Origin of the sequence: Gemmobacter sp. 24YEA27 (assembly GCF_030052995.1) — a bacterium.
GTDB lineage: Bacteria > Pseudomonadota > Alphaproteobacteria > Rhodobacterales > Rhodobacteraceae > Pseudogemmobacter.
In genome coordinates, this window is record NZ_JASJPW010000001.1 from 1,225,216 (window position 1) to 1,245,900 (window position 20,685).

At 62.9% G+C, this 20,685-nt stretch carries 23 protein-coding genes and 1 pseudogene; 12 read left to right on the forward strand and 12 right to left on the reverse strand.

The window, feature by feature from the left end:
- Positions 1–3: 3 nt before the first annotated feature.
- The 4 genes from QNO18_RS06065 to QNO18_RS06080 all read left to right on the forward strand — a co-directional run bounded on the left by QNO18_RS06065 (position 4) and on the right by QNO18_RS06080 (position 3,218).
- Complete coding sequence (locus QNO18_RS06065; RefSeq protein WP_283176965.1) at positions 4–876, forward strand: F0F1 ATP synthase subunit gamma; 873 nt, start codon at positions 4–6, stop codon at positions 874–876.
- A 21-nt stretch (positions 877–897) separates the two neighbouring features.
- Positions 898–2,337: a F0F1 ATP synthase subunit beta gene (gene atpD, locus QNO18_RS06070; protein WP_283176966.1), complete on the forward strand. Its 1,440-nt coding sequence runs from the start codon at positions 898–900 to the stop codon at positions 2,335–2,337.
- Positions 2,338–2,346: 9 nt separating this feature from the next.
- Positions 2,347–2,748 carry a F0F1 ATP synthase subunit epsilon gene (locus tag QNO18_RS06075; RefSeq protein WP_283176967.1) on the forward strand — a complete coding sequence of 134 codons (402 nt, stop codon included), beginning with the start codon at positions 2,347–2,349 and terminating at the stop codon, positions 2,746–2,748.
- A gap of 122 nt (positions 2,749–2,870) precedes the next feature.
- Positions 2,871–3,218, forward strand: a complete 348-nt coding sequence (locus QNO18_RS06080) for an H-type lectin domain-containing protein (protein ID WP_283176968.1) — start codon at positions 2,871–2,873, stop codon at positions 3,216–3,218.
- A 5-nt stretch (positions 3,219–3,223) separates the two neighbouring features.
- On the opposite strand, the gene QNO18_RS06085 is transcribed toward QNO18_RS06080, so the two are convergent.
- Positions 3,224–4,300 carry a phosphatase PAP2 family protein gene (locus tag QNO18_RS06085; protein ID WP_283176969.1) on the reverse strand — a complete coding sequence of 359 codons (1,077 nt, stop codon included), beginning with the start codon at positions 4,298–4,300 and terminating at the stop codon, positions 3,224–3,226.
- A gap of 120 nt (positions 4,301–4,420) precedes the next feature.
- Positions 4,421–5,440: a ribose-phosphate pyrophosphokinase gene (locus QNO18_RS06090; RefSeq protein WP_092895332.1), complete on the reverse strand. Its 1,020-nt coding sequence runs from the start codon at positions 5,438–5,440 to the stop codon at positions 4,421–4,423.
- Positions 5,441–5,619: 179 nt separating this feature from the next.
- Between QNO18_RS06090 and QNO18_RS06095 the strand changes: the two genes are divergently transcribed.
- Complete coding sequence (locus QNO18_RS06095) at positions 5,620–6,450, forward strand: alpha/beta hydrolase (RefSeq protein ID WP_283176970.1); 831 nt, start codon at positions 5,620–5,622, stop codon at positions 6,448–6,450.
- Positions 6,451–6,465: 15 nt separating this feature from the next.
- Here QNO18_RS06095 and QNO18_RS06100 read toward each other — a convergent pair whose 3' ends face one another.
- From QNO18_RS06100 to QNO18_RS06120, 5 genes are all read right to left on the reverse strand, one after another.
- Positions 6,466–7,488, reverse strand: a complete 1,023-nt coding sequence (locus tag QNO18_RS06100) for a low specificity L-threonine aldolase (protein WP_283176971.1) — start codon at positions 7,486–7,488, stop codon at positions 6,466–6,468.
- A complete protein-coding gene (locus QNO18_RS06105) occupies positions 7,488–7,940 on the reverse strand; it encodes a YcgN family cysteine cluster protein (RefSeq protein ID WP_283176972.1) in 453 nt (150 codons plus the stop codon). The genes QNO18_RS06100 and QNO18_RS06105 overlap by 1 nt, the downstream gene beginning before the upstream one ends.
- Before the next feature lie 93 nt (positions 7,941–8,033).
- Entirely contained in the window at positions 8,034–8,957 is a 924-nt protein-coding gene (locus tag QNO18_RS06110) for a bifunctional riboflavin kinase/FAD synthetase (RefSeq protein ID WP_283176973.1), read from the reverse strand.
- A 68-nt stretch (positions 8,958–9,025) separates the two neighbouring features.
- On the reverse strand, positions 9,026–9,481 hold the full coding sequence (locus tag QNO18_RS06115; RefSeq protein ID WP_092895342.1) for a MaoC family dehydratase: 456 nt from the start codon (positions 9,479–9,481) through the stop codon (positions 9,026–9,028).
- Positions 9,482–9,623: 142 nt separating this feature from the next.
- Complete coding sequence (locus QNO18_RS06120; protein WP_283176974.1) at positions 9,624–10,529, reverse strand: TIGR01459 family HAD-type hydrolase; 906 nt, start codon at positions 10,527–10,529, stop codon at positions 9,624–9,626.
- Between the two features lie 254 nt (positions 10,530–10,783).
- Between QNO18_RS06120 and purE the strand changes: the two are divergent.
- Both purE and QNO18_RS06130 read left to right on the forward strand, forming a co-directional pair.
- Positions 10,784–11,215 (forward strand): annotated as a pseudogene (gene purE, locus QNO18_RS06125) (5-(carboxyamino)imidazole ribonucleotide mutase); the annotation flags it as partial.
- 21 nt (positions 11,216–11,236) lie between these two features.
- A complete protein-coding gene (locus QNO18_RS06130) occupies positions 11,237–12,313 on the forward strand; it encodes a 5-(carboxyamino)imidazole ribonucleotide synthase (RefSeq protein WP_283178753.1) in 1,077 nt (358 codons plus the stop codon).
- A gap of 27 nt (positions 12,314–12,340) precedes the next feature.
- On the opposite strand, the gene QNO18_RS25615 is transcribed toward QNO18_RS06130, so the two are convergent.
- The 3 genes from QNO18_RS25615 to QNO18_RS06140 are packed head-to-tail and all read right to left on the reverse strand — an operon-like array spanning position 12,341 to position 13,478.
- Positions 12,341–12,751, reverse strand: a complete 411-nt coding sequence (locus QNO18_RS25615) for a hypothetical protein (protein ID WP_349293837.1) — start codon at positions 12,749–12,751, stop codon at positions 12,341–12,343.
- A complete protein-coding gene (locus QNO18_RS25620) occupies positions 12,751–13,086 on the reverse strand; it encodes a hypothetical protein (RefSeq protein WP_349293838.1) in 336 nt (111 codons plus the stop codon). The genes QNO18_RS25615 and QNO18_RS25620 overlap by 1 nt, the downstream gene beginning before the upstream one ends.
- Positions 13,080–13,478 (reverse strand): low affinity iron permease family protein, encoded by a 399-nt coding sequence (locus tag QNO18_RS06140; RefSeq protein ID WP_283176975.1) that lies wholly within the window; start codon positions 13,476–13,478, stop codon positions 13,080–13,082. Before QNO18_RS06140 ends, QNO18_RS25620 begins: the two co-directional genes overlap by 7 nt.
- Positions 13,479–13,586: 108 nt before the next feature.
- On the opposite strand from QNO18_RS06140, the gene QNO18_RS06145 reads away from it, so the two are divergent.
- Positions 13,587–14,090 carry a GreA/GreB family elongation factor gene (locus QNO18_RS06145; RefSeq protein ID WP_283176976.1) on the forward strand — a complete coding sequence of 168 codons (504 nt, stop codon included), beginning with the start codon at positions 13,587–13,589 and terminating at the stop codon, positions 14,088–14,090.
- A 110-nt stretch (positions 14,091–14,200) separates the two neighbouring features.
- Here the strand turns inward: QNO18_RS06145 and groL are convergent, their stop codons facing one another.
- Positions 14,201–15,838, reverse strand: coding sequence for a chaperonin GroEL (gene groL / locus QNO18_RS06150; protein WP_198835957.1), 1,638 nt, complete (start codon positions 15,836–15,838; stop codon positions 14,201–14,203).
- Positions 15,839–15,913: 75 nt separating this feature from the next.
- Positions 15,914–16,201 (reverse strand): co-chaperone GroES, encoded by a 288-nt coding sequence (locus QNO18_RS06155; protein WP_198835956.1) that lies wholly within the window; start codon positions 16,199–16,201, stop codon positions 15,914–15,916.
- A 316-nt stretch (positions 16,202–16,517) separates the two neighbouring features.
- Between QNO18_RS06155 and QNO18_RS06160 the strand changes: the two genes are divergently transcribed.
- The 4 genes from QNO18_RS06160 (at position 16,518) to QNO18_RS06175 (ending at position 20,683) form a co-directional block, all read left to right on the forward strand.
- A complete protein-coding gene (locus QNO18_RS06160; protein ID WP_283176977.1) occupies positions 16,518–17,528 on the forward strand; it encodes a TraB/GumN family protein in 1,011 nt (336 codons plus the stop codon).
- A 205-nt stretch (positions 17,529–17,733) separates the two neighbouring features.
- Positions 17,734–19,170, forward strand: a complete 1,437-nt coding sequence (locus QNO18_RS06165) for an NAD-dependent succinate-semialdehyde dehydrogenase (protein WP_283176978.1) — start codon at positions 17,734–17,736, stop codon at positions 19,168–19,170.
- Between the two features lie 124 nt (positions 19,171–19,294).
- Complete coding sequence (locus QNO18_RS06170) at positions 19,295–19,543, forward strand: hypothetical protein (protein WP_092895364.1); 249 nt, start codon at positions 19,295–19,297, stop codon at positions 19,541–19,543.
- Positions 19,544–19,762: 219 nt separating this feature from the next.
- On the forward strand, positions 19,763–20,683 hold the full coding sequence (locus QNO18_RS06175; protein WP_283176979.1) for a manganese-dependent inorganic pyrophosphatase: 921 nt from the start codon (positions 19,763–19,765) through the stop codon (positions 20,681–20,683).
- The last annotated feature ends 2 nt before the right edge of the window (positions 20,684–20,685 follow it).

Sequence of the window (20,685 nt, forward strand, 5' to 3'; positions counted from 1 at the left end):
CAGATGCCCAGCCTTAAGGACCTTAAAAACCGGATCAACAGCGTTAAGAATACGCGGAAGATCACCAAGGCGATGCAAATGGTCGCCGCTGCCAAACTGCGCCGTGCGCAGGAGGCAGCGGAAGCCGGTCGCCCCTATGCCGAACGGATGAACGCGGTCATGACCTCGCTCGCCGGCGGCGTGGCCGGATCGGAAGGCGCACCGCGCCTTCTGGCCGGCTCTGGCAAAGACCAGACCCACCTTCTGGTGGTGATGACGGCAGAGCGCGGGCTGTGCGGCGGGTTTAACTCGTCCATCGCCAAACTGGCGCGGACCCATGCCCAGGAGCTGACCGCTCAGGGCAAGACGGTGAAGATCCTCACTGTCGGCAAAAAGGGCCGCGAACAGCTCAAGCGCGACTGGGCGCATGCCTTTGTCGGCCATATCGACCTGTCGGATGTCAAACGCGTGGGCTATGCCAATGCGGCGGATATCGCGCGTCAGGCGACGGCTTATTTCGACAATGGCGAAGCCGATGTGGTCACGGTGTTCTTCTCGCGCTTCCAGTCGGTGATCAGCCAGATCCCGACCGCGCAGCAGATCATCCCGGCGAAGTTCGAAAGCGCGGAAGGGGCGGCATCGTCGCTCTATGATTACGAGCCTTCGGAAGAGACCATTCTCGCCGACCTGCTGCCGCGCAACATCGCGACCCAGATCTTCACCGCTCTCCTTGAAAACGGCGCCTCCGAGCAGGGCGCGCGGATGTCCGCAATGGACAACGCGACCCGCAACGCCGGCGACATGATCAACAAGCTGACCATCCAGTTCAACCGGAGCCGTCAGGCAGCGATCACCAAGGAACTCATCGAAATCATCTCGGGCGCTGAGGCGCTCTGACGAACCCGGAGTATTTGAACAATGGCTAAAGCACCGAAAGCTGCCGCCACGGGTAAGGTTACCCAGGTCATCGGCGCAGTTGTGGACGTTCAGTTCGAGGGCGCTCTGCCCGCCATTCTGAACGCGATCGAAACCGAGAATAACGGCAAGCCCCTGGTTCTCGAAGTGGCTCAGCACCTTGGCGAGAACACCGTTCGCGCCGTGGCTATGGACGCGACCGAAGGTCTGGTTCGTGGCGCCCCGGTGAAAGACCTCGGCGCGCCGATCTCGGTGCCCGTTGGCACCGCGACGCTCGGCCGCATCCTGAACGTCATCGGCGAGCCGGTCGACGAAAAGGGTCCGGTCAATACCGAGACCCGCCGCGCGATCCACGCCCCGGCCCCGGATTTTGCACAGCAATCGACCGCGACCGAGATCCTCGTGACCGGCATCAAGGTCATCGACCTGCTGGCGCCTTACACCAAAGGCGGCAAGATCGGCCTCTTCGGCGGTGCCGGCGTGGGCAAGACCGTTCTGATCATGGAACTGATCAACAACATCGCGAAAGTGCACTCGGGTGTGTCCGTGTTCGCAGGCGTTGGCGAACGGACCCGTGAAGGCAACGACCTTTACCACGAGATGATCGAATCGGGCGTTATCGTTCCGGACGATTTGGAAAAGTCGAAAATCGCCCTTGTTTACGGCCAGATGAACGAGCCCCCGGGCGCGCGTATGCGGATCGCTCTGTCGGGTCTGACCATTGCGGAACAGTTCCGCGACGAGACCGGCGCAGACGTTCTGTTCTTCGTCGACAACATCTTCCGCTTTACCCAGGCCGGTTCGGAAGTGTCCGCACTTCTGGGTCGTATCCCGTCCGCTGTGGGCTACCAGCCGACGCTGGCGACCGATATGGGCGCGATGCAGGAACGCATCACCTCGACCAAGAACGGCTCGATCACCTCGGTTCAGGCCGTTTACGTTCCGGCCGATGACCTTACCGACCCGGCCCCTGCAACCTCGTTCGCCCACCTTGACGCGACCACGGTTCTTGACCGTTCGATCTCGGAAAAAGGCATCTACCCGGCTGTGGACCCGCTGGGTTCCACCTCGCGTCTGCTCGACCCGCTGGTCATCGGCGAAGAGCATTACAACGTCGCAACGAGCGTCCAGCGCGTTCTGCAGAAGTACAAGTCGCTGCAGGACATCATCGCCATCCTCGGCATGGACGAACTCAGCGAAGACGACAAGCTGACGGTGGCCCGCGCCCGTAAGATCGAGCGTTTCCTGTCGCAGCCCTTCGACGTGGCAAAGGTCTTCACCGGCGCAGACGGCAAGCAGGTTCCGCTGGAAGACACCATCGCCTCGTTCAAGGCAGTTGTGGCCGGTGAATATGACCACCTGCCGGAAGCGGCCTTCTACATGGTCGGCGGCATCGAAGAAGTGAAAGCCAAGGCTGCCAAACTCGCTGCGGCAGCGGCATAAGGGGGCGACATGGCAGGCAATCTGCAATTCGACCTTGTAAGCCCCGAACGGCGTCTCGCTTCGGTCTCTGCTACCGAAGTGCAGATCCCCGGCGCTGACGGCGATATGACGGCGATGGAGGGGCACAGCCCCACCATCACCACGCTCCGCCCCGGCATCCTGCGCGCGGTGACCTCGGAGGGCGTGAAGTCCTACATCGTCACCGGCGGCTTCGCGGATATCTCGCCCACCGGCGTGACCGTGCTGGCCGAGCGGGCGATCCCGGCGGAAGAAGCCAGCAGCACGATCCTCGACGAGATCCTCGCCGAGGCGCGTTCGCTGGCCGATGCCGCGCTGCCCGAAGACAAGGCCCAGGCCGAGAAGAACGTCTCGGATGTGGCAGCCTTGCGCGACGCGGTGCAAAAGCACTGAGACCCCTGCTGTCCCGGGGCAGTGGAAAAAACAGCAAAAGGCTCCTTCTGCGGAAGGAGCCTTTTCTTTTTCACCGGGGTTTCGCTTATAGTCCGGGCAGCTAATTCTACTTTCGGCAGATCATGAAACGCTTCAACACACCTATAGGGGTTCAGCAGGGATCAAAGATCCTGTTCTCGGATTTTGCCGATGGCGGACAGATGTGGGTCGGCGAGGGCGAGCGGGAGACCCGCCAACAGATCACCTTTGCCCATCCCTATCTGGCGGTGCCGGTGGTGATGGTCGGGCTGTCGATGTGGGATATGGACAACCGCACCAACCTGCGCTGCGATCTCTCGACCGCGAACATTACCGGAAACGGTTTTCTGATCGTGTTCCGGACATGGGGAGACAGCCGCATTGCCCGCGTCAGGGCGGACTGGACCGCGATGGGCCAGATCCGCGATGACGAGCAATGGGACGTGGAATAGCGCGTTCAGCGCTGCTCCTGCGGCACCCAGCGGGGGAAGCGGCGCATCAGCGCGCCCGCCGCCCACCAGGAGGCGATTGCGATGACGGCCCCCGCATAGCCGTCCACGGCATAATGCCAGGCCAGAAGCACCGATCCGATCATGATCACCACCGAGAATCCGGTCATGATGCGCCCCAGCAGGCGGCTGTACTGATAGGCGTAAAGCGTCATCAGCACGGTCGAGGCCACATGCATCGAAGGGAAGGCCGAGATCCCGTTCAGACCAACTGGCCCGCTATAGAGCCACCACAGCGTGTCCTGCGGCTCCAGAGCCGAGATCGGTTGTGTTTTAGCATGCTCCGCCAAAAGCTGCATCAGCGGCACGAAATCATCGCCAAAACCGAACCGCTCGTAATAGACGGGGCCGACCGAGGAGAAGAGCGTGGCGATCAGATTGCCGCCAAATCCCCAGCAAAACACGAAGGCAATGAAATAACGGATCCGTGCGCGGGGCCGGGCGAGGCTGAAACAGGTGAAAACCAGGCTGAAATACAGCAGGAACATCCAGTAATTATAGGCGCCGGTGAACAGCGTCACGACCCAGGGATGCCCGAAAACCGTATGCAGCGCGACGCCGGGATCCATGCCGAAATGCAGGAAACGGTCAAGATCGGCCAGAGACGGATCCCAGGAGAAGGGATTGAGGATCGGGATGATCTTCTTCAGCTGCGCGAAGGACGCCATGATGGCGATGGCGATCACAAGACCGATCCCCGCAGTCACGATACGCTGAGGATCTGAAATTGCCTGCCGGATGTCGGCTTTGAACCAGGCCATCTGGTCGGCGGGCCGGACAACATAGCGCATATGCAGAAAGCGCCACATCAGCACAAGATAGACCATCCCCGGCACATGGTCGATAAACTTCCAGAACAGGGTCAAGCCTACCTGTGTATCCAAAGCTGGTGCATAGATTTCGGACAGACCGAGCGCGATCAAGACATAGACTGACACAAGGGCGATCAACAGCCCATGTTCGCGCAGGGTGGGTAAAACCAGCGGAGCGAATTTTCCTTCAGAATAAATTCTTGTATGTTGCATAATCGGCCTGCTGTGAGGTGAACAATCAAGTACCTCACATGCCTTTGTGTCGTGAAAAGGGCGAAAACGGGGTAAGCCGTTTCCGCCCTTCTGCTTCGGTCCCCGGGGGGCGTTCGCCTCTCAGCTGCGCGGATAAAGACCCTCATAGATCGGAACCAGGGTCTCGGTCTCGAACAGGGACGAGACCGACATGCCGCCCCAGATGTTCAGCACGGCCTGGGCAAACATCGGCGCGGTCGGCACGATGCGGATGTTCGGGCAGTTCAGCACTGCATCGGTCGGCGCGATGGAATCGGTGATCACCAGCGATTTCATCACCGACTTCGTCACCCGTTCGACCGCCGGGCCCGAGAGGACGCCATGGGTGATATAGGCATGAACCTCGGTCGCCCCGGCATTAATCAGCGTCTCGGCCGCTTTGCACAGGGTGCCGGCGGTGTCGCAGATGTCATCAACGATGATACATTTCTTGCCGCTGACATTGCCGATCACCGTCATCTCAGCGACTTCACCGGCCTTTTCCCGGCGCTTATCGACAATGGCGAGCGGTGCATTGATGCGCTTTGCGATCTCACGCGCGCGGGCCACGCCGCCGACATCGGGCGAGATGATCATCACATCATCCAGCTGTCCCTTGAAGTGATGCTCGATGTCGAGCGAGAAAATCGGGCTGGCATAGAGATTGTCGACGGGGATGTCGAAAAAGCCCTGGATCTGGGCGGCATGCAGATCAAGCGTCAGCACGCGGTCGACGCCGGCGGTCTGGATCAGGTTCGAGACCAGCTTGGCCGAGATCGGCGTGCGCGCTTTGGTACGGCGGTCCTGGCGGGCATAGCCGAAATAGGGGATCACGGCGGTGATCCGCGCCGCCGAGGACCGGCGCAGCGCATCAACCATGATCAGAAGTTCCATCAGGTTGTCATTCGCCGGGTTCGAGGTCGGCTGGATAACATACATATCCTCGCCGCGCACATTGTCGAACACCTCGACAAAGATCTCCTGGTCATTGAAGCGCTCGACCCTGGCGTCTACCAGGCTGATCGACATGCCGCGATGCATAGACATGCGGCGCGCGATGGATTTCGCGAGCGGAAGGTTGGCATTACCGGAAATAAGTTTCGGCTCGTTGATGGCGGCCATGATCTGGGGCTCCGTGTGGGCAGCGGAATCGGATGCGGGCGGGATAGCACCGAGGGAGGGCCGGGCAAAGGGGCGCGGCGTGCAATCCGGGGCTGCATATGGCCATGCCGTCACGAAAATGCCAAATGACGCATGTTCGCAACTGCGAATGTCCCTTTTGAGACCGCAATGAGGATCCCATGACCCCGTCTGACCAGCGCGCTGACCCCATCCTGCACAGAATCGCTGGCCATGAAACAGCGGTGCGGAGGTTCGGATCTGGCGCACGCCCCCTCCTGGCGCTGCATTGCAGCCTCGCGCATGGCGGGGCCTGGGCGGGTCTGGCACAGCTGTTGCCTGAGGTGACGGTTACGGCGCCCGACCTGCCGGGGCATGGGCAAAGCGCGCCGCCCGATGCGGATCTGCACGGGCTCGCAACCGCGATCGCGGCAGAGCTTGCGGCAGAGATCGGGGGCGGGGCGCCGGTCGATCTGATCGGCCATAGTTTCGGGGGCACTGTGGCGCTGCGTCTCACGCTGGAGCGCCCGGACCTCGTGCGCAGTCTGACCCTCGCCGAGCCGGTGCTCTTTGCCGCGGCAGAGGGGACGCAGGCTTTCGCTGAGAATTTTACGGCGCATGGGCGGGTGACTGATCTCGGCGCGCAGGACATTGACGCGGCGGCTGCATTGTTTCACAGGGCCTGGGGCGGTGGCATCCCCTTTGCCGCGCTGCCCGAGCGCCAGCGCCGCTATATGGCTGATCGCATGTATCTGGTGTTCAATCTGAACCCGATCCTGATGGAGGATGCGGCGGGGATGCTCGCGCCGGGCCGGCTCGAAGCCTTGCACATCCCGGTCCTCCTCGCCGAGGGCAGCGAAAGCCCGGCCATTGTGCCGGCAATCCTGGATACGCTGGCGGCGCGTATCCCGGGCGCGCGGCGGATCCGGGTCGCGGGGGCCGGCCATATGCTGCCGCTGACCCATCCCGAGCCGATCGCGCGCGCAATGCGAGAGCTGCTGGCCGGCGGCTGAGGGCCGGCCGGCGCTTCAGATCAGGGCGAGAAACCGGTCCACATCGTCAGGCGTAGTGGACCAGCCTGTGACGAGCCGCGCGCCCTCGTAACCGGCGCCATCCTCAGAGTAATAGCTCGCCCCGGCAGTGCGGAGCCGGTCGTGCAGACCGCTCTCCCAGGTCGTGAACATCAGATTGGCCTCGACGGGGCCCCGCAGCGAGACGCCGGGCTTTGCAGTAAGCCCTGCGGCAAGCCGCGCTGCCATGCGATTGGCATGCGCTGCAAGGTCGAGCCAGAGCCCATTCTCAAGCCAGGCCGACATCTGGGCCGCCAGAAAGCGGTGTTTCGACACCAGATGCCCGCTGCGCTTGCGTCTGAGCTGGAATTCCCAGGCGCGCGACGGATCGAACAGCACCACCGCCTCGACCCCCATACAGCCGTTCTTGGTGCCGCCGAGAGAAAGGATATCAACGCCCGCGCGCCAGCTCAGATCGGCCGGTGAGGCACCTGTCGCCACCACCGCATTGGCAAAGCGCGCGCCATCGAGATGCACCGGCAACCCGAACTCACGCGCCACGGCACAAAGCGCCGCGGTCTCGGCAGCGGTATAAACCGTACCGGCCTCGGTGACGTTGGTCAGCGAGACCGCGCCGCGCTGAACGCTGTGCACGCCACCCGTGCCATGGGCCGCGATCACGGCCCGCAGCGCGTCGGGTGACATGCGGCCATGCGCGCCGGGCACCGGCACCAGCTTGGCGCCATGGGTGAAAAACTCGGGCGCGCCGCATTCGTCCCGGGTGATATGGGCCAGCTCATGCGCGAAAATCGCGCTCCAGGGCGCGGTAAGCACCGCCAGGGACAGCGCATTGGCGGCGGTGCCGGTCGGGACCAGGGCGATTTCGGCCTCGGGCGCGTCGAACACCTCGCGGATCTGCGCGGTCAGCCGCGATGTCAGCGGGTCATTGCCGTATCCGGGCGCCTGGCCCTCATTGGCGCGCATCAGCGCGGTCATGATCTGCGGCGCCACGCCGGAGCAATTGTCAGAGGCGAAATGCATCACTCTTCCTCATCGAGAAGATAATCTTCCCAGTCTTCTTCGGGGACGGTCAGCTCGGATACGGTGTGGCCACGGATCGTCGGGCCGAGCGTATGGGTGCTGTCCGGGTCGCCGGTGAGCAGCGGGTGCCAGTCGGGAAGCGGCTCGTTGTAGTAAAGGCGCTTATAGGCGCAGGTTTCGGGCATCCAATACGCGGATTTCGCGAGCGTCTTCGGCGTCAGGAAAACGCATTCCGGCACATGTTTCTTGCGGTTGGGGTAATCCGAGCACAGGCAGCTCGCATTGTCGAACAGGCGGCAGGCGACGCGGGTGAAGACCAGCTCGCCCGTATCCTCGAATTCCAGCTTGTTCAGGCAGCATTTGCCGCAGCCGTCACAAAGCGCCTCCCATTCGGCAGGCGTCATCTTGGTGAGCGGGACGGTTTCCCAGAAACGGGGGCGCAGGCTGGACATAGGCGCTATTTGATCCCGCGCACCGCGAATGGAAAGGGGGGCCCAAAAATCTTTGCAGATTTTTGGACCGGTTTCTGTACAGAAACCGCGGCGTCAGCCTGCAGCGAGCACCGCCCGCGCCTGATCGCAGTCCTCGTTCATCTGAGTGATCAGGGCCGGCAAGCCGTCGAATTTCAGCTCTGGCCTCAGGAATTCCACGAGCGCCACCGAAAGGTGGCGGCCATAGAGATCCCCCTTGAAATCCAGCAGATAGGTTTCAAGATTCGGCGCCACGCCGTTGAACATCGGCCGTACACCAAGGCTCGCGGCCCCCATATAGCTGCCTTCCTGTGGGCCCGAAAGCACATCGACCCTGACCGCATAGACCCCGAAACGTGGCAGATGCAGACCGGTCAGATCCATATTCGCGGTCGGGAAGCCCAGCTCTCGGCCGCGTTTCTCGCCATGGATCACCGCGCCCTCGATCCGGTGCAGGTGCCCCAGCATCGCCGCTGCATCGCCAGGTCGCCCCTCGCTCAGCGCATCGCGGATCGCGGTCGAAGAAATGCCGATCCCGCCTTGTTTCAGCAAAGGCGCGATGGTGGTGGTAAAGCCATATTTCTCGCCCAGCCGCTTCATGTCTTCGGCGCGGCCGGCGCGGCCCTTCCCGAAACAGAAATCCTCGCCGATCACCACATGGCTGATGCCAAGGCCCTCGGCCAGCACCTTATGCGCGAATTCCTCGGGCGTCAGTGCCGCAAGGCCTGCATTGAAGGGCAGCTGGAACAGATGTTCGACCCCGAGCTTTGCCAGCCGGTTCGCCCGCGCCTCGGCATTCATCAGCCGGAACGGGCCCGCATCGCGCTGGAAGAACTGGCGGGGATGCGGCTCGAAGGTCACGATCCCCAGCGGCGCCGGCCCCCGGGCCAGGTCGATCACCGCCTGATGCCCAAGATGCACGCCATCGAAATTGCCAAGGGCGCAGGAGGTTCCACGGCCCGCAGCGTCAAGCCAGTGCCAGTCCTGATGAATCTGCATTCTTCCCCGCAGGCGTTTCGGCCACGGCGCAGATCATCTGGCCTCAGATTGTCCTGCGTCAGGCCCGGTCAGTCGAATTTACGGCTTGGCGCCAGAACGACGGCCTCACCCTTCAGGACCGTTGTTTTACCGACAGATGCGGTGGTTTCAAGGGTAACCCGCCGTTTCGCGTGATCAATCGCCAGGACCGTTACTTCCGCGGTCACCATATCGCCCGGGCGGACGGGGGCCATGAACTTCAGGCTCTGGCCCAGATAGACGGTGCCATGGCCAGGAAGCTGTTCGCCGATCACCGCCGAGATGAGACCCGCCGTCAGCATGCCATGCGCGATGCGACCCTGGAAAATCGTGTCCCGGGCATACGAATCATCCAGATGCACCGGGTTGCGGTCGGTCGAGACCTCGGCAAACAGTTCGATATCGCGGTCGGTGATCTGTTTCGTCAGGCTGCGGCGCATCCCGATTTCGAGATCCTCGATACAGATCGTGCCGCGCGGCTGATTATGGCTGTGGTCGAACATCATGGCTGATCCTGTGGGGACGAATCCTTTCCGTCAGCCACAGGAGTAGCAGCTGCTGCGACGCAGAGCAATCTGCGGCGCAAGTAATTTACGATTGGTGGCTGTAAAACGGAATTAAATTACTGCCTCGATTCCTTGCGCGGGCTCAGGCCAATGCGGGAATCGAAAAAAGCGGCGCCTGTTGCTGCTCTGCGAGCCAGGCGTTCAGCCGCGCAGGGTCGGGATGCTGCGCATCGGTGCCGAATTCTTCGGCATGGATTCCGCCGGTGATGAACAGCGCGTCCAGATCCTCGGCCCCGGCGCCCCGGATATCGGTCGGCAGCCCGTCGCCGATGCAGAGGATGCGCATGTCATCGCGCCCGGTCAGCGCGGCCAGCCGGCGGCGCGCCAGATCATAGATCGGCGGATGCGGCTTACCGAAATACAGCGTCTCGCCGCCCATTTCCTCATAGGCCTGGGCCAGTGCACCGGCGCAATAGATCCGCCGGTCTCCCCAGTCGACAATGATATCGGGATTGGCACAGAGCATTTTGAGCCCGTTGGTCTTCGCCAGCAGCAGCTCGGCCCGATAATTGGCGGGTGTCTCGGTCAGGTCATCCCTGAGACCGGTGCAGACGATGCCCTCGGCCTCGGCCAGCGGCACGAGGGTAATCGGGGCCTCAACCGCCGCCAGTCCGGCAAGATCGGCGGCAAAGGTGGTGAAGAAGGACATGTCCTTTTCCGCGCCAATATGAAACACGCGCCGCCCGACCGCGCCGGTCAGGAGCCCGAACTGCGCCGAATCGCCCGAGGTGGCAATCTCGTCCCAGGCATCGCGCGGCACGCCGATCCGGTCGAGCTGCGCGATCACCGCTTCTTTGGGGCGCGGCGAATTGGTCAGAAGCAGCACCGTCACCCCGCTGGCCCGCGCGGCCTGCAGGGCTGCGACTGCGGCCGGGAAGGCCACTTCGCCATTATGCACACAGCCCCAGAGATCGCAAAACAGCGCGTCGTAACTGCCGCTCACTTCGGCAAGAGACGGGATCAGGGTGGTCCGGGGCGGCAGAGACATGGAGCGCATCCTTTCAAAAGGCAGGTCAAGGCATAGGCGAGCCAGGCCGGAATGGCAAAGGCCACAATGCTGCCCGCAGCATCGTTGAGGTCGGGAGCGGCGGCTTACGCTTGCTCCTGTCGGAACATGCGCTATAGGACCGAAAGACACCGGCAGAGGGCCGGCTACCACGGGGCCGGCACCCACAGGGTCGGATCCCACAGGGCTGAAACGGGGGCGTCATGCCGGAAGACACCGTAACTGTCGGCATCATTATGGGGTCTCAGTCCGACTGGGCCACGATGAAAGAGGCCGCGCTGATCCTTGATGAGCTGGGGATCCCCTATGAGGCGAAGATCGTCTCGGCCCATCGCACGCCGGACCGGCTCTGGGAGTATGGCAAGTCGGCCGTGTCGCGCGGGCTGAAGGTGATCATCGCGGGGGCGGGTGGTGCGGCGCATCTGCCGGGGATGATGGCGTCCAAGACCCGGGTGCCGGTGATCGGTGTGCCGGTACAGACGAAAGCGCTTTCGGGGGTCGACAGCCTTTATTCGATCCTCCAGATGCCGAAGGGCTTTCCGGTCGCGACCATGGCAATAGGTGCAGCAGGCGCGGCCAATGCCGGGCTGATGGCGGCGGGGATCCTTGCCGTGTCAGATGCGGGCATTGCGGCGCGGCTTGACGCCTGGCGGGCGGAGCTTTCCGCCTCTATCCCGAGGAGCCGAAAGATGACTGACGCGTTGAAGCCGCTGGAGCCCGGCGCGGTGATCGGCATTCTGGGCGGTGGCCAGTTGGGGCGGATGCTTTCGGTTGCGGCGAGCCGGCTGGGCTATGTCACCCATATCTTTGAGCCGGGCGCGGCACCTGCGGGGCATGTGGCGGCCCGCGTCACCACGGCGCCCTATGAGGATCTCGATGCGCTGCGGGCTTTCGCCGAAAGCGTCGATGTCGTCACCTATGAATTCGAGAATGTGCCGACCGCCGCGCTGGATGCGATCGAAGAGGTGCGCCCGATCCGCCCCAATCGCCGGACGCTGGCGATCAGTCAGGACCGGATCACCGAAAAGCAGTTTCTGACCGGCCTTGGCCTGAAAACCGCGCCTTTTGCGCAGGTCGACAGCCATGCGGATCTGGTTGCGGCCGTCGCGCGCCTTGGTGTGCCTTCGATCCTCAAGACCACACGCTTCGGTTATGACGGCAAGGGTCAGCTGCGGCTGGCCCCGGAGACCGACCTCGCCGCCGCCTGGGCGGGCATGGCGGGGGCGCCTTCGGTGCTGGAAGGTTTTGTGTCCTTCGAGCGCGAGATTTCGGTGATCGCGGCCAGGGGCGCGGATGGTCAGGTTGCGGCCTTTGACCCGGGCGAGAATGTGCACAGTGAAGGCATCCTGCGGACCACGACGGTTCCGGCCCGGATCTCTCCGGCCCTGCGCAGCGATGCGGTGCTGATCGCGGCGCGGATCCTCAATGCGCTGGATTATGTCGGCGTAATGGGGGTGGAGCTGTTTGTCACCCGTGAAGGGCTGCTGGTGAACGAGATCGCGCCAAGGGTGCATAATTCCGGCCACTGGACACAGCAGGGCTGTGTGGTGGATCAGTTCGAACAGCATATCCGCGCGGTGGCCGGTCTCCCCCTCGGGGATGGCACCCGCTACAGCGATGTGGTGATGGAGAACCTGATCGGCGCCGATGTCGAACGCTTGCCGGAGCTTTTGCGCGAAAGCGGCGTGGCGGTGCATCTTTACGGCAAGGGCGCCTGGCGCGCGGGGCGCAAGATGGGCCATGTAAACCGGGTCGTGAAGGCCTGACGGTTCCGGCCGGGGCGCATACAGGACTCATGGCGGGCCTACCGCGGGCGCATTCACGTCAGGAGGAAGCGGCTCCGTTTCGCGCGCGAACCGGCCCTGGGCGAGGAAATGCAGGGTCTGGCGGATGACGCCGGGCGCGAACATCATCCAGGTATGGCTGACGGGAAGGGTGATATGATCGCTCATGCCCGCGAGCCTGGTGCTGGCGACGCTGACCTTTCCATCATCTTCGCCCGGGATCAGCGATGAGAACCAGGGGCTGACAGAGCGGCTTCCGGCGATAATCCCCAGCGGGTAATCGGCAGGCGGCAGCCGGTTCGGCCAGCTGTCAGGGGCGGTGCCAAGCGAAAGCCCCGCCGGCCCGTTCACCCAGCGAAACGGTGCGAGCGCGCCGAGCCGGTCGACGATTTCCGATCCGTGATTGGGCGGCGCCAGCATCACGACGCGGCCGGGCGGCGGCAGCGTATTGCGGCTGAGCCAGTCGCGCAGCAGGATCCCCCCATCGAATGCGTCACCGCATGAAGCGGCCGCCCCATCTCCAGCGCCGCGCCCAACTGGCGGTCCAGAAGCGCGGGCAGCGCGGCAACCGCCATCCTGGTCGAGGGATAGGCGATATTCACCACCTCATATCCGGCTGCCTTCAGCCGCAGCGCGATGGGCAGCAGCGAGCGCTGCGATCTGGCAAGGCCATGGATCAGCGCGACGGTCTCATGGCGCGCGCGGCCGGGGGCAGGCCGCAAAGCGGGCCGGGGCAGGCTGCCTTGCCTCAGCATTCAGGCGACCCCGTATCGCCCTCGCCCCGCGCCTGGCCGTCGCGCGCCGCTCGGGCAAGCGCAATAAAGCGGCGGCGGAATTCGGCGATCTCGCGTTCGTCCAGCTCTTCCAGATCCATCAGCGCGTTATGGGCGCCCTGGGTTGCCCGGATCAGCTCGTCCAGCTTCAGCTGGATGGCGGCTGTGTCATGGTCCTGGCTGTTCTGGATCAGGAAGACCATCAGGAAGGTGATGATGCTGGTGGCGGTATTGGCGACCAGTTGCCAGGTGTCTGACCAGCCGAAAAACGGCCCGGTGATGCCCCAGGTCAGCACGAAACCGGCGGCCATCAGCAGCGTTGCGGGGCGACCACAGGTCCGGGCGCAGCTTCGGGCGACGGTGGCATAGCTCATGACGATCATTCCCCGGGCAACTGGTGATCGGGTCAATCTGGGGCAGAGGAAGGCTCTGGACAAGATGCGTATTCCGGACGAGCCTTGCCCGGTTGGTGAGGGGGCAGAATGAGCCGGGCATTTGTAAATGAAGACGCCGGAGCGGACCGGCCCGATCTGCCGGAACTGCCGCTCTCAAAGCATCCGAATTATGTCACCCTGCGCGGGCTGGCGGATCTGGAGGCGCGGCTGACGGCGCGGCTGCGCGACCTTGCGGCCTTGCGGGCGCGGGCAGATCGGCTCGACAAGCTGCCCGAAGCGGCGGCTGAGCGCGATATCCGCTGGCTCGAGGCGCGGCTCGCTTCGGCGATCCCGGTCGATCCCGCCGCCCAAAGCACCGAAGAGATGGCCTTCGGTCTCCAGGCGCTGGTGGCGGATGAAACCGGCACTGAGACACTTTATGAGATCACCGGGGAAGATGAGGCGGATCCGGGCCAGGGCCGTATAGCACCACATTCCCCGCTTGCCCGCGCGCTGATCGGCGCGCGGCCCGGCGATGAGGTGACCTGGAAACGCCCCGCAGGCGATCTGACCCTTGAAATCCTGGCAATCCGCCGCCCGGCCGCGCCCTGACTTCCTCCTGACCTAAATACTCCCCCGCCGGAGGCGCCTGCCGCGACAGCGGCAAAGAAAAAGGGCGGCTCTGATGAGCCGCCCTTTCCAAAAGTCCCATGAGGGATGGATCAGAAATCCATGCCGCCCATGCCGCCGCCCGGCATTGCCGGAGCAGCACCTTTGTCGGCCGGCTTGTCAGCGATCATGGCTTCCGTGGTGATCAGGAGCGATGCGACCGAAGCAGCATTCTCCAGAGCGGTACGGGTCACTTTCGCCGGGTCGATCACGCCGAACGAGAACATGTCGCCATATTCTTCGGTCTGAGCGTTGAAGCCGAACGAGGTCGAGGAGGATTCGCGGATCTTGCCGGCAACAACCGCACCGTCAACGCCCGAGTTTTCCGAGATCTGACGCAGCGGCGCTTCCAGCGCGCGGCGGATGATCTGGATGCCAACGTCCTGGTCGGAATTGCCGCCCTTGAGGCCTTCAAGAACCTTGCCGGCCTGAACCAGAGCCACGCCACCGCCGACGATCACGCCTTCCTGCACCGCAGCGCGGGTTGCGTTCAGAGCGTCATCAACGCGGTCTTTGCGCTCTTTGACTTCGACTTCGGTCATGCCGCCGACGCGGATCACTGCAACGCCGCCAGCCAGTTTGGCCACGCGCTCTTGCAGCTTTTCTTTGTCGTAATCCGAGGTGGTTTCCTCGATCTGGGTACGGATCTGGGCCACGCGGGCTTCGATCTCGGCTTTCTCGCCAGCACCGTCAACGATGGTGGTGTTGTCTTTGTTGATCGAGACTTTCTTGGCGCGGCCGAGCATGTCGATGCCGACATTCTCGAGTTTCATGCCCAGATCGTCCGAGATCACCTGGCCACCGGTCAGGATCGCGATGTCCTGCAGCATCGCCTTGCGGCGATCGCCGAAGCCCGGAGCTTTGACAGCAGCGATTTTCAGGCCGCCGCGCAGTTTGTTGACGACGAGGGTCGCCAGAGCTTCGCCTTCGACGTCTTCTGCGATGATGATCAGCGGCTTTTGCGACTGGATCACAGCCTCCAGCAGCGGGACCATCGGCTGCAGCGACGAGAGTTTTTTCTCGTGCAGCAGGATGTATGCGTCTTCGAGATCCGCAATCATCTTGTCAGCGTTGGTGACGAAGTAGGGCGAGAGGTAGCCGCGGTCGAACTGCATGCCTTCGACAACCTCAACCGAGGTTTCCAGGCCCTTGTTCTCTTCAACGGTGATCACGCCTTCGTTGCCGACTTTCTGCATCGCGTCAGCGATGAAGCGGCCGATGGTGGCCTCGCCGTTGGCCGAGATGGTGCCGACCTGTGCAACTTCGTCCGAGTCTTTGACCGGGCGCGACGCCGCGCGGATTGCTTCGACGACCTTGGTGGTCGCGAGGTCGATGCCGCGCTTCAGGTCCATCGGGTTCAGGCCGGCTGCGACCGAGCGCAGGCCTTCCTTGATGATGGCTTGTGCCAGAACGGTAGCGGTGGTGGTGCCGTCGCCTGCTTCGTCATTGGTGCGCTGAGCGACTTCCTTGACGAGCTGAGCGCCCATGTTTTCGAACTTGTCCGAAAGTTCGATCTCTTTGGCAACCGACACGCCGTCCTTGGTGATGCGCGGAGCACCGAACGACTTTTCGATCACGACGTTACGGCCTTTCGGGCCCAGCGTCACTTTGACCGCGTCAGCGAGAACATTGACGCCGCGCAGCATGCGGTCACGAGCGTCGGTGGTGAATTTAACGTCCTTGGCAGCCATTATGCTGTCTCCTTGGATGTAAGTTTCAGGAAAAAGAAAGCGCGGCTCACGGCAAAAGCCGGAGCCAGCCCGTCATCACGAAATGATGCCGAGGATGTCGCTTTCTTTCATGATGAGCAGTTCTTCACCTTCGACGGTGACTTCGGTGCCCGACCATTTGCCGAACAGCACGCGGTCGCCAGCCTTGACGCTCGGAGCGATCAGCTCGCCCGAATCTTTGCGCGCGCCTTCGCCGGTCGAAACGATTTCGCCCTCAGCGGGCTTTTCTTTCGCGGTATCCGGGATGATCAGCCCGCCCTTGGTTTTTTCCTCGGACTGGACGCGGCGGACCAGCACGCGGTCATGCAGCGGTTTGAATGCCATCTGGTAACACTCCCTTAGGTTCCAGGTTGAATGCGATCAGCACTCACCCTGGGGGAGTGCTAACGGGACAACAGGTAGGTAAAGCCCTCTGGCCTGTCAACCGCTTCTTCCGGCTTTTTGTCTGCATTCTCGCCGCCGGTTCCGGCGTCTGATCCGGAGGCGCTGGAAAGCACGCGCGGAGACGTCAGCCGGGACATTCATGGGCGGCCTGCGTCTTGCCTTGGTCTTGCCGCGCTGAAATGTCAGTCTGGCCAGGGAACAGCGCCGCGCCGCGCGGCCTGTGCCCGTTCTGCCGCCCATTTTGCCGGAGCCCGTCATGAAGCATCTCGCCGTCGCAGCCTTTGCGCTTTTCGGGCTTGTCTCGCAGGCTGCGGCCTATTGTGCCGGGACCAATCTGGTCGACCAGATGCTGCCCGGCGATCTGAAAGAGATTCGCGCCCGCGCCGATGCCGTCCCCTTTGCACGCGGTAATTTCTGGACGGCTGAAAAAGAGGGTCGCGCGATGACCATCGTGGGCACTTATCATATTGATGATCCACGTCATATGTCGGTCATGGCCGCGCTGACCGGGCGTATCGCCGAGGCAACCGGGCTTCTGGTCGAGGCCGGTCCGGATGAGGAAGACGCGCTGATGCAGGCGATGGGTAAAAACCCGTCGCTCATGTTCATCACCGAAGGGCCGAGCCTGCTGGAACGCCTGCCGCGCGATACCTGGCGGCGGCTTTCCGAGGCGCTGGAGGCCCGCGGCATCCCGGGGGTTTTCGCGGCCAAGTTTCAGCCCTGGTATGCCACGGTCGTGCTGGCGATTCCGTCCTGCATGATCGCCGAACCCGATCTGAAAAACGGGCTCGACGCGCAGCTGATCGAGGCGGCCGGCGCGGCCGATGTACCGGTCCGGGCGCTGGAACCCTATGACACCCTGTTCACGATGTTCGGCGCCCTGAGCGAGGAACAGTCGATTGCCATGGTCGAGGCCTCGCTGGCGATGGAGGGGCAGTCTGAGGATATGGCGGTGACGATGGCAGATCTTTATTTCGAAGCAGATTCGCGGATGATCTGGGAGCTGAACCGGCTCTTCGCCTATAAGCAGCCCGGCTATACCAAAGACCAGGTCGATGCCGAGATGGCTGTGATGGAGGATGTGATGATGATCCGCCGCAACCGCGCCTGGATCCCGGTGATCGAGGCGGCGGCGGCAAAAGGGCCGCTGGTCGTGGCCTTTGGCGCGCTGCACCTCTCGGGCGAGGAAGGTGTGCTGAACCTGCTGGCCGAAAATGGCTGGATGATTTCCGAACTCGACCTGGCGGGGGGCGTATCGCCACCCTGATCGGCCGCTACTGTGCCGGCGCAGGCAGCATATAAGGGCAGGTCGTAAAGATATCCTGCTTAATCCGGCATTGTCCGGTCGACGCCGGGCAGTCACGGCGCTATTTCTTGCTCCGGGCCCACTGGCTGCCGCCGGGAGAAAACCGCGCCGCGGTCAGGCCATAGTCCCGGACCGGGCGGGATGATCAGATCCGAAGGATGTCGCCATGACGCGCAATACCGAAACGCTCCTTTTCATCGACGGCCAGTGGCGCGCGGGAACCGGGGGGAGGGCGATTCCCGTGATCAACCCGGCAACCGGCCGCCAGATCGGCACCGTGGCCCATGCCGCGCGCGAAGATCTTGACGCGGCGCTGGCGGCGGCAGAGCGCGGCTTCCGGATATGGAAAAACACCGCCGCCTTTGAACGTGGCAAGCTCATGCGCAAGGCGGCAAACCTTCTGCGCGACCGCGCCGATGATATCGCCGTGCTGATGACGCTGGAAAACGGCAAGCCGCTGGCGCAGTCAAAGGTCGAGATCGCCGGCGCCGCCGATGTGATCGACTGGTTCGCGGGCGAGGGCCAGCGCAGCTATGGCCAGGTGATTCCGTCGCGCGCCCCCGATGTGCTGCAATTCACAGTGAAACAGCCGGTTGGCCCTGTCGCGGCGTTTACCCCCTGGAACTTTCCGATCAACCAGATCGTGCGCAAACTCTCGGCCGCGCTTGCGGCGGGCTGTTCGTTCATCGTGAAGGCGCCCGAGGAGACCCCGGCCTCGCCGGCGGAACTGATCCGGGCCTTCCAGGATGCCGGTGTGCCGGCGGGGGTCGTGAACCTCGTTTTCGGTATTCCGGCCGAAATTTCCGAATATCTGATTCCGCATCCGGTGATCCGGAAAATCAGCTTCACCGGCTCGACCCCGATCGGCAAGCAGCTGGCGGCCCTGGCCGGGCTGCATATGAAGCGCGCGACGATGGAGCTTGGCGGCCATGCGCCGGTGATCGTGGCGGGCGATGCCGATCTCGACCTCGCGGTGTCGCAGATCGCGATGCATAAGTTCCGCAATGCGGGCCAGGTCTGCGTCTCGCCGACCCGCTTCCTCGTGCATGATGACCTCCACGCCGCCTTTACCGAAAAGTTCACCGATTATGCGGCAAAGCTGAAGGTGGGCGACGGCATGGATCCGGCCACCGAAATGGGGCCCTTGTCGAATGAACGCCGCATTCCTGCGCTGGAGGCACTGATCAATGATGCAGTTGAAAAGGGCGCACGCCTGACCACCGGCGGGCGCCGGATCGGCAATGAGGGCTGGTTCTTCGAGCCGACCGTGCTGGCCGATGCCCCCCTGTCGGCGCGGATCATGAGCGAAGAACCCTTCGGCCCAGTGGCGGTGATCAACCGCTTCTCGACCATCGACGAGGCGATTGCCGAGGCGAACCGGCTGCCCTTCGGTCTGGCCTCCTATGCCTATACCTCGGACACGGCGACCGCGACGCGGCTCGGGAATGAGATCGAGGCGGGGATGCTGACGATCAACCATCTCGGCCTCGCGCTGCCGGAAACCCCCTTTGGCGGCATGAAGGACAGCGGCTACGGCACCGAGGGTGGATCAGAGGCGATTGAGGCCTATCTCGAAACCCGTTTCGTGACCCGCAAAGGCTGACGCGGTCGGGGCCGCAGGTGCCGGATTTTGCTTTCCGTCGCTGCGGTCTCTGGAGCCTCTCTCAGTCATATGGCAAAGCTGCCTGCGGCGGCGGATGCCGCAGGAATGAGAGAGGTAATTACAAGTGAAACGGTTTTTGACGATCCTGGTCGTGGCAGTTTTCGCGGCCGTCGCAATGGTTGGCTATAGGTATGTGTCCTGGGTGAAAAACTGGACCGGCGCGGACACGCCTTTCGATGAGGTCGGGATCGATCTGCACAAATATATGCCGGGTTTCGTTCAGGACTGGGGCTGCGCCCGCCTCTTTGACGAATTCGGAGATAAAACCCTGCCGCCACATGGCTGTCGCGGCAAAGGCGGCTGGCCGTCGTAAGAAAGGGCGGGGGCTCTGCCCCCGCACCCCCGGGATATTTAAGGACAGATGAGGAAAGCGCTTTCATCTGTCCTTAAATATCCCCGCCGGAGGCTTTCGCATCCTGTCAGAGACGCGCGGGTTCGATGTCGTCGCAGGAGCAGAGGCCTCAGGTGACAAAAGTCTTCACCTTGCCTATAAGGCGCGGCGAAACTGAGCTCCTCCCGCAAGGAATCTGACATGACGATCAAGGTTTTTGGCCACAAATCTCCCGATACCGATTCCACCGGTTCGCCGATCATCTGGGCCTGGTATCTCTCGGAGATCAAAGGTGCCCCGGCGAAACCGTATCTGCTGGGCGAGCCGAATACCGAAGCCGCTTTCGTGCTGAAGCACTGGGATCTGGCGAAACCCGAGATCATCGCGGATGTGGCGGCGGGTGATGAGGTTGTGATCGTCGACACCAATAACCCGGCCGAGCTGCCGCCTTCGGTCAATGAGGCCTCGATCATCGGCATCATCGACCACCATATGCTGGTCGGCGGGCTGAAGACCAAAGCGCCGATCGACATCACCATCCGCCCGCTCGCCTGCACCGCCACGCTGATGCATGACCTGATCGGCGCAGATCTGGCCCGCGCGCCGAAAGCGATCAGGGGCGCGATGCTGTCCTGCATCCTGTCGGACACGCTGGAATTCCGCTCGCCGACCACCACGCCGCATGACAGGGCTGTGGCTGAGAAACTCGCCGCCGATCTCGGCATCTCGATCCCCGAATATGCCAGCCAGTTGTTCGAGGCGAAATCGGATGTCTCCGAATTCTCGGATGAGGTTTTGCTGCGGATGGACAGCAAGGAATACAATATCGGCGGCAAAGAGTTGCGGGTCTCGGTGCTGGAAACCACCGCGCCCAAAGTGCTGCTGGACCGTAAAGCCAGCCTGATGGCCTCGATGCCGGCGGTGGCAGAGGCCGATGGCGCCGATCAGGTTCTGTTGTTCATCATCGACATTCTGAAAGAGGAAGCCACGCTTCTGGTGCCGAATGATCTGGTGAAGACCATTGCCGAAGCCTCGTTCGGTGCGAAAGTCGAGGGCGACACGGTCGTACTGCCCGGGATCATGAGCCGCAAAAAGCAGATCCTGCCGTCGCTGAAGGTCTGAGC